The sequence below is a fragment of the Bradyrhizobium sp. CCGUVB4N genome, assembly GCF_024199945.1.
In the GTDB taxonomy this organism is placed as follows: Bacteria; Pseudomonadota; Alphaproteobacteria; order Rhizobiales; family Xanthobacteraceae; genus Bradyrhizobium.
This window is the reverse complement of record NZ_JANADP010000001.1, coordinates 9031768-9046245: the sequence shown is the minus strand read 5'-3', so window position 1 is coordinate 9046245 and position 14478 is coordinate 9031768. Positions and strand designations below refer to the sequence as shown.

9 protein-coding genes are annotated in these 14478 nt (G+C 65.5%); 4 read left to right on the top strand and 5 right to left on the bottom strand.

The window, feature by feature from the left end:
• The first annotated feature begins 252 nt into the window (after nucleotides 1-252).
• From NLM31_RS42190 to NLM31_RS42180, 3 genes are all read left to right on the top strand, one after another.
• Nucleotides 253-1470, top strand: coding sequence for an efflux RND transporter periplasmic adaptor subunit (locus NLM31_RS42190; protein WP_254196023.1), 1218 nt, complete (start codon nucleotides 253-255; stop codon nucleotides 1468-1470).
• Entirely contained in the window at nucleotides 1467-4634 is a 3168-nt protein-coding gene (locus NLM31_RS42185; RefSeq protein WP_254196022.1) for an efflux RND transporter permease subunit, read from the top strand. Before NLM31_RS42190 ends, NLM31_RS42185 begins: the two co-directional genes overlap by 4 nt.
• A 311-nt stretch (nucleotides 4635-4945) precedes the next feature.
• On the top strand, nucleotides 4946-6136 hold the full coding sequence (locus NLM31_RS42180) for an ABC transporter substrate-binding protein (protein ID WP_254196021.1): 1191 nt from the start codon (nucleotides 4946-4948) through the stop codon (nucleotides 6134-6136).
• Between the two features lie 201 nt (nucleotides 6137-6337).
• Here NLM31_RS42180 and NLM31_RS42175 read toward each other — a convergent pair whose 3' ends face one another.
• From NLM31_RS42175 to NLM31_RS42160, 4 genes are read right to left on the bottom strand one after another with little or no spacing between them, the layout of a single operon-like run.
• On the bottom strand, nucleotides 6338-6724 hold the full coding sequence (locus NLM31_RS42175; RefSeq protein WP_254135036.1) for an MAPEG family protein: 387 nt from the start codon (nucleotides 6722-6724) through the stop codon (nucleotides 6338-6340).
• Between the two features lie 26 nt (nucleotides 6725-6750).
• Complete coding sequence (locus NLM31_RS42170) at nucleotides 6751-7833, bottom strand: lipocalin-like domain-containing protein (protein WP_254196020.1); 1083 nt, start codon at nucleotides 7831-7833, stop codon at nucleotides 6751-6753.
• The gene (locus tag NLM31_RS42165; protein WP_254196019.1) at nucleotides 7823-10285 is read right to left on the bottom strand and encodes an ABC transporter permease; all 2463 of its coding nucleotides are present in this window, start codon (nucleotides 10283-10285) and stop codon (nucleotides 7823-7825) included. The genes NLM31_RS42170 and NLM31_RS42165 overlap by 11 nt, the downstream gene beginning before the upstream one ends.
• Nucleotides 10282-10935 (bottom strand): ABC transporter ATP-binding protein, encoded by a 654-nt coding sequence (locus NLM31_RS42160; RefSeq protein ID WP_254196018.1) that lies wholly within the window; start codon nucleotides 10933-10935, stop codon nucleotides 10282-10284. The genes NLM31_RS42165 and NLM31_RS42160 overlap by 4 nt, the downstream gene beginning before the upstream one ends.
• Nucleotides 10936-11078: 143 nt before the next feature.
• Between NLM31_RS42160 and NLM31_RS42155 the strand changes: the two genes are divergently transcribed.
• Nucleotides 11079-12416, top strand: coding sequence for an MFS transporter (locus NLM31_RS42155; protein WP_254196017.1), 1338 nt, complete (start codon nucleotides 11079-11081; stop codon nucleotides 12414-12416).
• A gap of 206 nt (nucleotides 12417-12622) precedes the next feature.
• Here the strand turns inward: NLM31_RS42155 and NLM31_RS42150 are convergent, their stop codons facing one another.
• Nucleotides 12623-14338 carry an amidohydrolase family protein gene (locus NLM31_RS42150; protein ID WP_254196016.1) on the bottom strand — a complete coding sequence of 572 codons (1716 nt, stop codon included), beginning with the start codon at nucleotides 14336-14338 and terminating at the stop codon, nucleotides 12623-12625.
• Nucleotides 14339-14478: the final 140 nt, after the last annotated feature.

Sequence of the window (14478 nt, the reverse complement as noted above, 5' to 3'; positions counted from 1 at the left end):
GCGCTCAATGTGAGCCGACCCTCCCCCTCCAGGGGAGGGTGGAGAATGCGGCACGTTCATCGCCAACCTTAAGCACACCTGTCTGCGTGCGAGGTCGGCTATCCCGGAGTCAACCCGCCATCAGGCCAGGGCATTCTCTTGAGCATTGCGCGTGGTGTAGTCTTGAAGAGTTCATCATCGCGACCCATCTTGTGCCGCCCGCGGGTGGAGGACTACCCTGCATTTTCCGCGGCTTTTATGCGAGGACCTGGGATGAGTGGACCGGACGGAAGCGAGCAATTTGTCAAAACGCACGATTTCGTTCAGCCCAGGCCCCATCTTGCGCCTTACGCCATAGCCGGCCTTCTCGCCGCCGCCTTCGCGCTCAGCGGTTGCGGGCAGCCGAGCTCGCAAGCGGCAGCACCTCCGCCTCCGCCGGTGACTGTCGCCCAGCCGGTCAAGCGCACCGTCACCGATTGGGACGAGTACACCGGCCGGTTCGAGGCGGTCGAGGAGGTGCAGGTGCGCCCCCGCGTCGGCGGCTTCGTCAACTCCGTCGAGTTCCAGGACGGTGCGATCGTGCATCAGGGCGACCTGCTCTATGTCATCGACCCGCGCCCGTTCGAGGCGGTGGCCGAGCAGGCGGACGGCCAGCTCTCCGACGCCCGCGCCAAGGTGGAGCTCGCCAAGCGCGAGCTCGATCGCGGTCTGAACCTGGTGCAGACCAGCGCGGTGTCCGAACAGGTCGTCGACCAGCGCCGCCAGGCCTTGCAGGCCGCGCACGCTGCCGAGACCCAGGCCGAAGGCGCGTTGAAGGCCGCCCGGCTCAACATCGAGTTCACGCATGTGACCGCGCCGCTCACCGGCCGTGTCAGCCGCCATCTCGTCAGCCCCGGCAACCTCGTGCAGGGCAGCGACACCGGCACCTCGACGCTGCTGACCTCGATCGTCTCGCTCGACCCGATCTACATCTATTTCGACATGGATGAGACGACCTTCATCAAATACAGCAAGCTGTGGTTCGAGGGTAAGCGTCCGAGCTCGCGCGATACCGCGAACCCGGTGCAGGTGACGCTGGCCGGCGAGACCAAGCCGTCGCATGACGGCGCCATCAACTTCCTCGACAACCGGCTCGATGTTTCCACGGGCACGCTGCGCAGCCGCGCCGTGGTCAAGAACACCGATCTTTCGATCCTGCCCGGCCAGTTCGGCCGCGTCCGCCTGATCGGCAGCGCGCCTTACGAGGCGCTGTTGATCCCCGATGTCGCGGTGGCGACCGACCAGTCGCGCAAGATCGTGTTCGTGGTGAAGCCCGATGACACGGTGGAAGCGCGGCCGGTGGTGCTCGGTCCCCTCGACGACGGCCTGCGCGTGATCCGCGAAGGGCTGACGGCGGAGGACCGCGTCATCGTCAACGGCATCCAGCGCGCCCGCGTCGGCGCCAAGGTCGCCCCGAAGACCGCTCAAGCGCCGGCTGGTGGCAAGTCATGAATCTTGGCCGTCTCTCCATCAACCAGCCCATTCTGGCGATGGTGCTGTCGATCGTGCTCCTGATCGTCGGTGCGCTCGCCTATTCGACGCTGCCGGTCTCCGAATATCCGCAAGTGGTGCCGCCGACCGTCGTCGTCACCACGCAATATCCGGGCGCCTCGGCCCAGACCGTGTCCGACACCGTCGCCGCTCCGATCGAGCAGCAGATCAACGGCGTCGAGGACATGCTGTATCTCTACAGCCAGGCGACCTCGAACGGCCAGCTCACCATCACCGTCACCTTCAAGCTGGGGACCGACCTCGACAAGGCCCAGGTGCTGGTGCAAAACCGCGTCGCGATCGCGCAGCCGCAGCTGCCGGACGAGGTGCAGCGCAATGGCGTCGTCACCCGCAAGAACTCGCCCGACATTTTGATGGTCGTGTTCATGCTGTCGCCTGACGACACGTTCGACCAGCTCTACATCTCCAACTACGCGCTGCTCCAGGTCCGCGACCAACTGTTGCGCATCGACGGCGTCGGCGACATCCAGATCTTCGGCGCGCGCGACTATTCGATGCGGCTCTGGCTCGATCCCGACCGCATCGCCAATCTCGGCCTGACCTCGACCGAGGTGCTGGCCGCGATCCGTGCGCAGAACGTGCAGATCGCCGGCGGCCAGATCGCCGAGCCGCCGATCGCCGACCGCGCCTTTCAACCCAATCTGGTTTTCACCGGACGCCTGAAGGACCAGAAGCAGTTCGAGGACATCCTGATCAAGGCCGGCTCCGACGGCCGCACGGTGCGGCTGCGCGACGTCGCCCGTATCGAGCTCGGTGCTCTCGCCTATTCGACCAACAGCTTCCTGCTGCGCAAATCCGCGGTCGCCATGCTGGTGACGCAGCGGCCGGGATCGAATGCGCTGGCGACGGCAAAGAACATCTCCGACACGATGGCGACGCTCAAGACGAGCTTTCCGAAGGGGCTCGACTACAACATCGGCTACAATCCGACCGAGTTCATCGCACAGTCCGTCCACGAGCTGATCAAGACCATCTACGAAGCCATGCTGCTCGTGGTCATCGTCGTGCTGGTGTTCCTGCAGGGCTGGCGTCCCGCGATCATTCCGATCATCGCGATCCCGGTCTCGCTGGTCGGCACCTTCGCGGTGATGGCGGCGCTCGGCTTCTCCATCAACAATCTCACTTTGTTCGGGCTCGTGCTCGCGGTCGGCATCGTCGTCGACGATGCCATCGTCGTGGTCGAAAATGTCGAACGGCATCTCGAGCACGGCTTGAGCCGGCGCGACGCTGCGCTGAAGACGATGGAGGAGGTCGGCGGTGCGCTGGTCTCGATTGCGCTGGTGCTCTGTGCGGTGTTCGTACCGACGGCGTTCCTGGGCGGTATCTCCGGGCAATTCTTCCAGCAATTCGCTGTCACCATCGCGGTTGCGACCGCGATCTCCTGCTTCTGCTCGCTGACGCTGTCGCCGGCGCTGGCCTCGCAGATCCTCACCCCGCATGAGGAGAAGCGGCCACCTGCCGCCTGGAATCTGCTCGCGCGTGGCTGGAACGCCTTCACCGGTGCCTTCAACCGTCTGTTCGACCGGTTGGCGCACGGCTATGCCGGCCTCGCCAATTTCGTGATCCGACACGCGGTGGTGATGATCCTGATCTATGTCGTGCTGATCGGCAGCGCCGGCTGGCTGATCGCGACCACGTCGCAGGGCTTCATCCCGGCACAGGACCGCGGCTACGTCATCATCTCGGTGCAATTGCCAGGCGCGGCATCGCTGGCGCGCACGACCGAGATCGTGCGCGAGATCGAGCGGATCTCGCTGGATACGCCGGGCATCGTCCGCGTGGCCGCCTTCGCCGGCTTCTCCGGCGCGACACGCACGCAGGCCGGCAACGCGGCGGCACTGTTCCCGGTGTTCGAGGAACCCGAGGTGCGGCTGAAGAAGGGGCTGACGGCGAACGCGATCACCGGCGAGCTGCGCAAGCGTCTCTCCGCGATCCAGGGCGCCTTCATCATCGTCATTCCGCCGCCGGCCGTGCCCGGCATCGGCACCGGCGGCGGCTTCACCATCCGCATCCAGGACCGCCAGGGCCGCGGGCCCGAGCTGCTGGCATCGGCGACCGACGAACTCGTCGCCGCTGCGCGCAAATCGCCCTTGCTGCTCGGCCCCACGGTGTTCTCGCCGTTCTCGGCCAACACGCCGCAGCTGTTCGTCGACATCGACCGCACCAAGGCACAGAAGCTCGGCGTGCCCATCGCCAACATCAACGACACGATCCAGACCTATTTCGGATCGACCTATGTCAACGACTTCAACCTGTTCGGCCGTACCTATCACGTCACCGCGCAGGCTGATTTCCCGTTCCGGAAAGAGCCCGCCGATCTCGCGCGCTTGCGCACGCGAAATGCCTCCGGCGACATGGTGATGCTCGGCAGCGTGGTCGACTTCAAGGATGTTTCGGGACCGGACCGCGTCGCGCGCTACAATCTCTACGCGGCGTCCGAATTGCAGGGTGAGCCGGCGCCGGGGACGAGTTCGACCACCGCGCTCAACACCATCAAGAAGCTCGCCGACGACATCCTGCCGAGCGGGTTTACGTTCGAGTGGACGGACCTGTCCTATCAGCAGGTCACCGGCGGCAATGCCGGTCTCTACGTGTTCCCGATCTGCGTGCTATTCGTCTATCTCGTGCTCGCCGCGCAATACGGCAGCTGGACGCTGCCGTTCGCGGTGATCCTGATCGTGCCGATGTGTCTGCTCGCGGCCACTATCGGCGTGCGCATCATGGGCCAGGACGTCAACATCCTGACCCAGATCGGCTTCGTCGTTCTGGTGGGATTGGCGGCGAAAAACGCGATCCTGATCGTCGAGTTCGCACGCGATATCGAAAAGGAAGGCAAGCCGCGGCTCGAGGCCGTGATCGAAGCCTGTCGGTTGCGACTGCGGCCGATCCTGATGACGTCCTTCGCCTTCATCCTCGGCGTGCTGCCGCTGGTGATCTCGTCCGGCTCCGGCTCGGAGATGCGCCAGGCCGTCGGCGTCGCCGTGTTCTTCGGCATGATCGGCGTCACGTTGTTCGGACTGCTGTTCACGCCGATCTTCTATGTGGTGGTGCGGAACCTGGCCGAGGGGAAGAACGAGGGGAAGCCGGAGGGGGCGGTGGCTTAAGGCTGCCTCCGGGGCCAGAAAGTGCATCAACGCCCCCAGTGTCGTCCCGGCCTAGTGCGCAATTGCGCACGGGGGCCGGGACCCATAACCCCAGGGAGGAGTTGTGGGCGAGGCTGGTAACCACGAGTCTTCGCCAAACATCTCCCTGTGGCTATGGGTCCCGGATCTGCGCTTCGCTTGTCCGGGACGACAGCGGTTGTGTGACGCACAGCCGCCCATACTAACGGCCTACGCAAAACCAATGGGCACGCGCGCCGTTCTTCACTAGTATCCGCGCGATTTCAAAACAGAACACTGCTGGGAGTTAACAGATGAAATCAGCACTTTTGGCCGCTGTCGCAACGTCGGCTCTGTTGCTGGCCGCGCCGGCCTCCGCGCAAGGCGTCAAGATCGGCATCCTGAACGATCAGTCCGGCGTCTACGCCGATTACGGCGGCAAGTATTCGGTCGAGGCAGCCAAGATGGCGATCGAGGATTTTGGCGGCGACGTGCTCGGCCAGAAGGTCGAGATGGTCACCGCCGATCACCAGAACAAGCCAGATCTGGCGACGTCGATCGCGCGGCGCTGGTATGACGCCGATGGTGTCGACATGATCACGGAACTGACGACGTCGTCGGTGGCGCTCGCCGTGCAGGACCTGTCGAAGGAAAAGAAGAAGATCGACATCGTGGTCGGCGCGGCCACGTCGAGCATCACCGGGTCTGCGTGCTCGCCCTATGGTTTCCACTGGGCGTTCGACACCCACGCGCTCGCGGTCGGGACCGGCGGCGCGCTGACCAAGGCCGGCGGCGACAGCTGGTTCTTCCTCACGGCTGACTACGCGTTCGGCTACGCGCTGGAAAAGGACACCAGCGAGATCGTCACCGCCAATGGCGGCAAGGTGCTGGGCTCGGTCCGCGTGCCGCTCAACTCGTCGGACTTCTCCTCCTTCCTGCTCCAGGCGCAGAGCTCAAAGGCGAAGATCGTCGGTCTCGCCAATGCCGGCCAGGACACCACCAACTCGATCAAGCAGGCGGCCGAATTCGGCATCGTGCAGGGCGGCCAGAAGCTCGCAGGGCTCCTGATGACGCTCGCCGAGGTGCATGGTCTAGGCTTGCAGGCGGCGCAAGGCCTGGTGCTGACCGAAGGTTTCTACTGGGATCATGACGACACCACGCGCGCGTTCTCCGAGCGCTTCTTCAAGCGCACCGGGCGGATGCCGAGCATGATCCACGCCGGCACCTATTCGGCGACGTTGAGCTATCTGAAGGCGGTGAAGGCCGCCGGCACCAAGGACACCGAAGCCGTCGCCAAGAAGCTGAAGGAGCTGCCGGTCGACGATGCCTTCGCCAAGGGCAAGGTGCTCGAGAATGGCCGCATGGTCCACGACATGTATTTGTTCGAGGTGAAGAAGCCCTCGGAATCGAAGAAGCCGTGGGACTATTACAAGGAGATCGCGACGGTCCCCGGCGACAAGGCGTTCTTCACCGCCAAGGAAAGCGGCTGCCCGCTGACGAAGTGAGGCGATAAGCCAACGCTAGCGCCACACCCTTGCTGTCGTCCCGGCGCACGCCGGGACCCATAACCCCAGGGAGGAGTGTGGCGCGAGCTGGTAACTCCGAGTCTTCGCCAAATATCTCCCTGTGGGTATGGGTCCCGGATCGGCGCTCCGCTTCGCTACGCTTGTCCGGGACGACGGCGGAATCCGTAGAGACCGTCTGCCTCACACCAGTCGCAACACCACCGCGCCCAGCGCCCCCACCCACAGCGCAAGCGCCGCGAGCGCCTGGATCAGAAACCCCGGGCCGCGCTTCGCTGCCGCCTTCGAATATCCGATGAAGTATACGACGCGGCCGATGATCCAGACCGCGCCGAGCGCGGCTGCGACGGTATCGCCGATATAGACCGCGGACAGCCAGAGCGACGGCAGGACAATTGGCATCCATTCCAGCGTGTTGGCCTGGATGCGAAAGGCGCGCTCGAAATCCGGATGGCCCGATGTCGCCGGCACCTTGATGCCCGTCCTCGAACGCGCTCGCGAGACGTTGATGGTGACGAAGAGATAGAATGCAATCGCCAGCAGCGTGACGAGGGCGGTGAGATGATACATCGAAGCCTCCGGCAGTCAGATGCAGCTCAATAGCCGGTCAGCTCGAGATAGCCAACGCCGTCATGCGTGCCGGCGAAGCTGATCGGTCCTTCCCAGTAGGAAAAGCCGGTCCCCATCCACGCCCGCGGATTGAGCGGCTTGCAGGCAATCGAGAAGGACCGTGACGGGATCGCGATCTGCCATTCCACCGGCAGCTTGCGTCCGGCAACTTCGGCCGTGACTTTCGGAACCATCTGGATGTCGCTGCCCGCAATCATCTGCGTCTCGCCTGAGGCGCTGATCCAGTTGCCGAACGGATAATCCTTGCCGTCCTTCTGGCGCAGCCGATACAGCATCAGCTTGTCGCCGGAGGCGAGGTGCAGCGACAGCCAGTCCCAACCGGTCTGGTCGGTGTCGAGCGGCTGGCTGCTCCATTCCCGATCCATCCAGGCCTGGCCGGATACATCGACCGGCTTGTCGTCGATGGTGAGCGTGCCGCGCGCGCGGTAGAACGGCTGGCTGTAATAATAGGACGCTTGCCCGCGTTCCGACTTGCGGCTGTAGCCGCCGTCGCCTTGCAAGACGACGGGGCGATCCGATTCAAGCGTGAGCGCGTAGCTGAAATCGGTGCCGGATGCCTTCAGCGTTATCGGCGCCAGGGTACGATCGTCGGTGCGCTCAGAACCCTTCATCTCCCAATCGTCGATCCACGCCGCGAACGGTTTTGCTTCGACGTTGGCCTGCCCGATGCCGCCGCGGGAAAACAGCTCGTTGAAGCGGTGGGTGTCGGCACGCGTCACCGCGGCATGCGCCATCCAAATCTGCTGATTGGCCCAGCCCTCGGCTTGCGGTCCCGGCTTTGCCGCCTGGCGAAACAGCGTCCATTGTAGCCCGCAAGCCGCGCCACTGCTGTCGACGAGGTTCGCCGTGAGATACCACCACTCGATACGAAATGACGGGTGTGGCCCGTGATCTCCGGGGAAGGCGAACGCCTTTCCGGGCGTGACCTTCGCAAAGCCGTCGGCGGTCTCGCCGAGCCCGGCATAGCCTTGCGCATGTGCGCGACGCGCGAGGGCGAGCGCGGCGATGCCGCCGGCAAAGGCGCGCCGCGAAAGTTTGTCAGCGCTCATTGGCAAACACCTTGACGAGGCTTGCCGGCTGCATCCGCGCCAGGCGTAGCACCGGCAGCAGCGCCGCGAGCAGCGAGGCGATCAGCGCGACGGCGACCAGTTCGACCAGTTGCAGCGGGAAGACATGGAACGGCAGCCGCCACCCGAACGCCTTGACGTTCACGATCGCGATCAGGCACCACGCCACCAGCAGGCCGAGCGGCACGGCGAGCAGCGAGGTGAACAGCGCCACCGACAGCGTCTTGGTCAGCTCGACCGCGGCAAGGCGCGGCCGCGTGATGCCGATCGCCCAGAGCGGGGCAAGCTGCGGCAGGCGCGAGTTCGCCAGCGTCAGCAGGCTGGTCAACAGCGCGATGCCGGCGACGCCGAGCGTGAAGGCATTCAGCGCCGACGTCACCGCAAAAGTGCGGTTGAAGATCCGGATCGATTCCGCCTTCACCGTCGCCTGGTCGGCCACGGTGCGGTCGTCGAGCGCGAACTGCTTCTGCAGTGCCGCGATCAATCCGGGAATCTTGTCGCGCGGGACGATCAGCCCGATCCGCGTTTGCGGCGTTTGCGGAAACTGCCGGATCAGCGCCGCGACGTTCACCGCGAGCTGTCCCTTGGGGTTGCCGTAATCGGCATAGATGCCGACGATGTCGAGCTCCCAGGTCCCGCCCGGCGCCGGCACCTCGATGACATCGCCGACGCGGACGTTGAGACGGCGGCTGAGCTGCTCGCTGATGAAGGCGGCATTGCCCGGCACGAGCCGCGTCCAGGCGCGCGGCGCGGTCTCCAGCAGCGGCCAGCGCTCGCGATAGAGCGCGTGATCGGTCAGGCCGAGCAATTCCACCGGCTGGCCCGCGACCAGCGTCTCCGCGCGCCCGCCCGACAGGATCGCCAAAACCTCGCTGCGGTCCTTCAGCCAGTTGCGGATCGCTGCGCCTTGCGCATTGTCGGCGGCGCTGATGTAGACGTCGGCGGCGAGCCGTCCATCGAGCCAGCCGACGAAGGTGCGGCTGAACGTTTCCACCATGGTAGACACACCGACATTCACGGCCAACGCGAGCAGCAACGCCATCAGCGCCAGCGACAATCCCGACAGCTGTTGCCGGCTGTCCGCCCAGAACCACAGCGCCAACGGCCCGCGCGCAAACCGCTGGCCTGCGAGCAGCAGGATCTCGAGGAAGGCAGGCAGGATCAGCGCCGCGCCAAGCATCAGCGCCGCCAGCAGGCCGAAGCCCGCGATCAGCGATTGCCCGTATTGGAGCAGCAGCAGTGCGACCGCGAATACGGCACAGGCGGCGACGCTTTGCAGGATCAGCCAGCGGCGCTGTCGCTGCTGCCAGGCATGCGGCTGCGCGGTCGCCAGCACCGGCATCCTGATCGCCTTGATCAGGCTGGTTGCGGCCGCCACGATCGCGCCGGCCACACTGATGCCGATGCCGGCAAGCCACCATTCAGGCCGGAGCGTGAGCTGCCCGGGGATTTGTGCGCCATAGAGCCCGCGCAGCGACGCCGCCACGTCGGGCAACAGCGCCGCCGCGATGAAATAGCCGCAGACGAGTCCGATCAGGCCGGCGACCAGCGCCAGTGCCACCAGCTCGATCACCAGCACGCTGTTGACCAGTCGCGCCGAGGCGCCGCAGGCGCGCAAGGTCCGCAGCATCGGCAGCCGCTGCTCGAAGGCAAGGCCGACGGCCGAATTGACGATGAAGAGGCCGACGAAGAAGGACAGCAGGCCGAAGGCGGTGAGGTTGAGATGGAAACTGTCGGTCAGTCGCTCCAGCTCGGTCTCCGCGGTCGGCTCTATCAGCTGCAATTGGTCGCCGATGATGCTTGCGAGCGGCGCGGGCTTGCCCTTCGCCTTGCCGATCAAGAGGCGTGAGACCTGATCCGGCTTGTTCAGCAGAAGCTGCGCCACGCCGATATCGACCACCAGCACGTCGGGCACGAGCTGGGGCAGCACATGCAGCGGCGGCAGCTTTGCGCCGCTGCTGATCGCGGGCGTCGCGCCGTCCTGCTCGTGCAAATCGCCCAGCGTCTCCTGCGCCACCAGCGTCTGGCCGGGCGCGGCAACGAAGCTGCCGAGATCGGCCGCGCCGAGGCGCGGCGCGTTGCCGACGTCGGCCGGCAGCGTCACCGGCTCGATGCCGAGCAGGCGCACCGAGCGTCCATTGATCTGAACGCGGCCTTCCAGCACCGGCGAGACCGGCCAGCCCGCGCGGCGGAGTTTGACGAACAGCTCTTGCGGAAACGTCGCCGCGTTCGGTGCCACCAGCATCGCGGTGCGGACACCGCCGAACGTCGCGGCCGCGCGGTCATAGGCGCTGCGGGCCTGCTGGTTGATCGCCTGGACGCCGCTCCACAGCGCTGTCGCCGCGATCAGGCCGATCAGCAGCGTTGCGAACTGCATCCGGTGTCGCCGCCAATGGCTGAGCAGTACGGCGAGCACCCACAGCGCGCGTCTCATGCGATTCGTCCCGCATGGAGGACGATGTGACGGTCGAGCGTGCCGGCCAGATGCAGGCTGTGCGTCACCATCAGGAAGCCGCAGCCGGTGCGCGCGACGAGGTCGCGCGTCAGCGCCAGCACGTCGTCGGCGGTGGCTTCATCGAGATTGCCGGTGGGCTCGTCCGCGAGCAGCAGCGATGGTTTCGTCGCCAGCGCCCGGCCGATCGCGACCCGCTGCTGCTGTCCGCCTGATAATTGCTCTGGATAACGCTTGAGCAGGCTGCCGAGCCCAAGCCGTTCGGTCAGCTCCCTGGTCCAGGCCGCATCGTGCCGGCCGGCGATCCGCGCCTGGAAGGCGAGATTGTCGGCGACCGACAAGCTCGGGATCAGGTTGAACTGCTGAAAAACCAGGCCGATCCGGTCTCGTCGCAGCTCGGCGCGGCCGGCATCGGAGAGCTTCGTGACCTCGGTGTCCTCCAGGCGGATCGTGCCGCCATCGGCGGCATCCAGCCCGGCGATCAGGTGCAGCAGCGTGCTCTTGCCGCTGCCGGACTCGCCGGTCAGCGCGACGCGCTCGCCGGCCTTGAGGTCGAGATCGACGCCGCGCAGCACATGGACCGGCTCTGCGGCCGATGAGAAGGTTTTGGAGAGGTTGCGGATGCTCAGCAAGATCAATGCGCCGGACGGAATTAACTCCATGCTGCGTAGCACACTTACTGTGGAAATGCCGGGGTTGCGTTGCCGTTCAAGCCGTTGTTAGCTCACGAGACGGCCGGATCAAAAGTGCCGAAAAAAGACATACGGGGAGAATGATGAGCGCTCAGGGAATGCCGTCCGCGGCGGCTAAGACGGCAGGGGTAACTAAGGAAACGCCGAAGGGCGCCTGGACCGTCACTTTTCTCCTCTTTCTCTTCATGGTGGTGAACTTCGCGGACAAGATCGTCGTCGGCCTCGCCGGCGTCCCGATCATGACCGATCTGAAGCTCGAGCCTGCACAATTTGGCATGCTCGGCTCCTCGTTCTTCATCCTGTTCTCGGTCTCGGCGATCGTGGTCGGCTTCATCGTCAACAAGGTGCCGACGCGCTGGGTGCTGCTGACGCTGGCGGTGATCTGGGCGCTGGCGCAGTTTCCGATGGTCGGCACCGTCTCCTTCACCACGCTGCTGATCTGCCGCATCGTGCTTGGCGCCGGCGAAGGCCCGGCCTTTTCGGTCGCCGCGCACGCGATCTACAAATGGTTCCCGGATGAGAAGCGCACGCTGCCGACCGCGATCCTGTCGCAGGGCTCGGCCTTCGGCGTCATCCTCGCCGTGCCGGCGCTGAACTGGGTCATCGTCAATCACTCCTGGCATTACGCCTTCGGCGCGCTCGGTGTCGTCGGCCTGATCTGGGTCTGTGCCTGGCTGGCGCTCGGCAAGGAAGGCCCGCTCGAGGACACGAAGGCGCTCGCTGCCAATGAGCCGAAAATTCCCTACATCCAGCTACTGACCTCGCGCACCTTCCTCGGCTGCGTGATCGCGACCTTCGGCGCCTATTGGGCGCTGTCGCTCGGGCTGACCTGGTTCACCGCGTTCATCATCACCGGTCTCGGCTTCTCGCAGGAGCAGGCCGGCTACATCTCGATCCTGCCCTGGGTGTTCGGTGCCACCATCGTCATCCTGACCGGCTGGATCTCGCAGGTCATGATGGCGCGCGGCTACTCCACGCGCATCTCGCGCGGTGTGCTCGGCTCGGTGCCGCTGATCATCGGCGGCCTGATCCTGGCGACGATGCCGCACGTTCAGGGCTCGGGCCTTCAAATCGCGCTGCTCGTCGTCGGCTCGGGCCTGTGCGGCGCGATCTATGTGGTCTGCCCGCCGATGCTCGGCGAATTCACCCCGGCCTCGCAGCGCGGCGCCATCATCGCGATCTACGGGGCGCTCTACACGCTCTCCGGCATCATCGCACCGATGGTGATGGGCACCGTGATCCAGCGCGCCGGCAGCATGCTGAACGGCTACATGACCGGCTTCACCATCAACGCAGTGGTGATGGTCGGCTCCGGCGTCATCGGCCTGCTGCTGCTCTGGCCGAACACGGAGAAGGCCCGCCTGACCCGTGGCGCGGCGCCGCGGGAGGCCGGGCTGAAGGGCGCGGTGTCACCGACGTAAGCGACGGGCAAGCAGCCCGCTCCAATCACAGCTGTCGTCCCGGGGCGCGCGTAGCGCGAGCCCGGGACCCATAACCACAGGGAGTGGTTTGGGACGAGGCTGGCAACTCCGAGTCTTCGCAAAACGATTGCTGCGGCGTATGGGTCCCGGCCTTCGCCGGGACGACAGCAGAGATTGAGGCGCGACCTTCGCGCCTCGTACTCCGCCTAATTCACCCCCTGCGCACCCCGGATCAGCTTCCCCGGCCGGCGTCCTGTCGCCTCGCCGTGCCGCCGCGTCACCACGCCCGACACGATCGTGGCCTCATAGCCATCGACATCCTGCAGCAGCCGACGGCCGCCGACCGGCAGGTCGTAGTGCACCTTCGGCGGATGCAGATGCAGCCGGTCGTAGTCGATCACGTTGACGTCGGCCTTGTAGCCGGGCGCGATCAAGCCGCGATCGGTCAGCCCGACCGACAGCGCGGTCTTGCGCGACTGCGCCGCGACCACGAAGGGGATCGAGAGCTTCTCGCCGCGCTTGCGGTCACGGGTCCAGTGCGTCAGCAGATAGGTCGGGAAGCTGGCGTCGCAGATGATGCCGCAATGCGCGCCACCGTCGGAGAGGCCGGGCACTGACTGCGGATCGATCAGCATCTCGCGGGTCGCGTCCAGATTGCCGTCGGCATAGTTGAGGAACGGTACATAGAGCATGCCGCGGCCCTCGTCCGACAGCATCGCGTCATAAGCGAGCTCTTCCGGCTGCCGGCCCTGCTTGCGCGCCTGCGGGCCCAGTGCGTTCTCCGGCGGCTGCTCATAATCCGGGGGATCGCCGAGCAGGAACATCTTGTCGTAGTTCGGACGGAAGAACAGCGGATCGTCGGTCGACGTCGCCGTCTCGCTCAAAATCGCCTTGCGCACCTCGCTCTGATGCAGCCGCGCCAACCTCTCCCCGAGCGGCAGATGCGCGATCGCCTTGTAGCTCGGATGGGTCTGGAACGGGTTGCGCGACAGCTCGAGCCCGAGCAGGAGGCCAACCGGGCGCGCCGCGATCTGCGCGGTGATGGAGAGGCCGCGCTTGGCCGCCGCATTGATCTCGTCCAGCGTCTGGCGCCAGCGGTTGGGCGACTTGTCGTTCTGGGTGATCGAGAACGAGATCGGGCACCTTGTGCTGTCCGCAACCCGCAGCATCATCGGCAGATCTTCGTGGATGGTGGAGAGATCCAGCACGAATTGCAGCACGCTGCGGCCCTGGCTGTGCATCGCGCAGGCAATGGCGGTGAGCTCGTCTTCGCCCGCTTTCAAGGTGGGCGTGAAATCGCCGGTCGAGGTGCGGTGGTTGAGCGTGCGCGAGGTCGAGAAGCCGAGCGCGCCGGAGCGCACCGCCTCGCCCGCGAGCTTCGCCATCGCAGCGTTGTCTTCCGCCGTCGAGGGATCGCGGCGTGCGCCGCGCTCGCCCATGACATAGACCCGAAGTGCCGCATGCGGCAGCTGCGCGCCGACGTCGATGTCGAAATCGCGCTTCGACAGCCAGTCCATGTAATCCGGAAAGCTTTCCCACGCCCAGGGAATGCCGGCGCTCAGCACGGGCTCCGGAATGTCCTCGACGCCTTCCATCAGCTGGATCAGGCGGGTGTGGTCGGCCGGCTTGCACGGCGCAAAACCGACGCCGCAATTGCCCATGATCGCGGTGGTGACGCCGTTCTGCGACGACGGCGTGATGTCCTGGCTCCAGGTGACCTGGCCGTCATAATGGGTGTGCACGTCGACGAAGCCCGGCGTCACCAGCTTGCCGCGCGCATCGATCTCCTCACGGCCCTTGGCCGAGACCTTGCCGACCTCGCTGATCTTGCCGCCGGTGATGGCGACGTCAGCCTCGAACAGCTCGCCGCCATTGCCGTCCGCGACGGTGCCGCCGCGGATCACGAGATCAGGGGTGCTCATGCGTTTCTTCCCGTTTTGTTGTTTTGCTTGTCGTCCCGGCCTAGTGCGCAATTGCGCACGGGGGCCGGGACCCATAACCACAACCCTTAGTTTGGCGAAGACTGGTCATAACCAGCTCGCGCCACAACTAGCTTCGTGAG

Bases quoted from the DNA above. Each gene is read 5' to 3' on its own strand.
- NLM31_RS42190 (WP_254196023.1), top strand. From the start codon at position 253: ATGAGTGGACCGGACGGAAGCGAGCAATTTGTCAAAACGCACGATTTC.
- NLM31_RS42185 (WP_254196022.1), top strand. From the start codon at position 1,467: ATGAATCTTGGCCGTCTCTCCATCAACCAGCCCATTCTGGCGATGGTG.
- NLM31_RS42180 (WP_254196021.1), top strand. From the start codon at position 4,946: ATGAAATCAGCACTTTTGGCCGCTGTCGCAACGTCGGCTCTGTTGCTG.
- NLM31_RS42175 (WP_254135036.1), bottom strand. From the start codon at position 6,724: ATGTATCATCTCACCGCCCTCGTCACGCTGCTGGCGATTGCATTCTAT.
- NLM31_RS42170 (WP_254196020.1), bottom strand. From the start codon at position 7,833: ATGAGCGCTGACAAACTTTCGCGGCGCGCCTTTGCCGGCGGCATCGCC.
- NLM31_RS42165 (WP_254196019.1), bottom strand. From the start codon at position 10,285: ATGAGACGCGCGCTGTGGGTGCTCGCCGTACTGCTCAGCCATTGGCGG.
- NLM31_RS42155 (WP_254196017.1), top strand. From the start codon at position 11,079: ATGAGCGCTCAGGGAATGCCGTCCGCGGCGGCTAAGACGGCAGGGGTA.
- NLM31_RS42150 (WP_254196016.1), bottom strand. From the start codon at position 14,338: ATGAGCACCCCTGATCTCGTGATCCGCGGCGGCACCGTCGCGGACGGC.